We start from the raw sequence: 1,223 nt of genomic DNA on the forward strand, positions 1-1,223 counted from the left end.
CGCCCCGTCGAGCGCCGCCTCGGCATCTTCCAGCGACATGCCCTTGGCGGGCACGACGACCAGCCCGAAGGTGGTGTCGTCGTAGGAACTCGCGTCGTAGAAGGTCCCGGTATAGAGCGCCTTGCGGGTCTCGAACTGCAACTTGCGGTTCAGCACCGAGGTCTGGCCGCCGCCGAGGATCTTGTCGAGCAGCACCAGCGCCGCGGCCTCGCGCTGCGCGCCGGGGTCACGCTCGGGCGCGAGGTAGGTGCGCATGACGTAGGGCTGCGCGACGCGGGCGTCCTTGAAGACCAGCCGGCGTTCGGCGCTCTGCGGCGGTTCCTGCGGGCGTTCTCGCGGGGCACCGACCCCGGGGGTGGCGGCAAGCGGGCCGTAATGTTCCTCGGCCAGCTGCCGGACCTCGTCCGGGGTCACGTCGCCCGCCACGATGACGATGGCGTTGTTGGGCGCGTAATTGCGGTGGTAGAAGGCGTTGGCATCCTCAAGACCCAGCGTCTCCATCTCGTGCCGCCAGCCGATGATCGGCACGCCGTAGCGGTGGTTGAGGTACTGCGCCGCCCCCATCTGCTCGCGCATCAGCGCCGACGGGTCGTTCTCGGTGCGCATGTTGCGCTCTTCGATAATGACGTCGCGCTCGGTCAGGATGTCCTCTTCCGACAGGTCGAGGTTCACCATCCGGTCCGCTTCCATCTCCATCATCAGCCCGAGCCGGTCGGCGGCGACGCGCTGGTAATAGGCGGTCTGGTCGTAGGAGGTGAAGGCGTTGTCGGTGCCGCCGTTCTCGGCGACCACCCGCGAGAACTCGCCGGGTTCGAGCGTCTTGGTGCCCTTGAAGAGCAGGTGTTCGAGGAAATGCGCGACGCCGGAATGGCCTGCGGTCTCGTCCGCCGATCCTGCCTTGTACCAGACCATGTGGACCACGACCGGGGCCCGGTGATCCTCGACCACCACGACCTCGAGACCGTTGTCGAGGGTGAAGGTCGAGACCTGGTCACCCGTTTCCGGCGTGGCGGGCGACTCCTGCGCGGGCGCGGGTGGCGCGGCAAGGCAGAGGGCGGCGGCGGCGGCCGCGGCGAGCTTCTTCATGGGCACCTTTCCCCGGTTCTTGAGCCGTCCGGACCCCGGACGCGCCGACCAACCTATCCGCATGCGGAAAGGGTGCAAGCGGGGCTTGCGCGATCGTGAAGCGGCGGCATCGGCCCGTGGATCCCGCGTGCCGGGGT

General features: G+C 68.6%; 1 protein-coding gene. It reads right to left on the reverse strand.

Features of this window, described 5'->3' with window-relative positions:
* Nucleotides 1-1,086: pitrilysin family protein (locus tag HC022_RS26930; protein ID WP_167454418.1), on the reverse strand; the 1,086-nt coding region annotated here is incomplete at its 3' end.
* Between the last annotated feature and the right edge of the window lie 137 nt (nt 1,087-1,223).

The organism is Salipiger sp. HF18 (genome assembly GCF_011806505.1).
Taxonomy (GTDB): domain Bacteria; phylum Pseudomonadota; class Alphaproteobacteria; order Rhodobacterales; family Rhodobacteraceae; genus Salipiger; species Salipiger thiooxidans.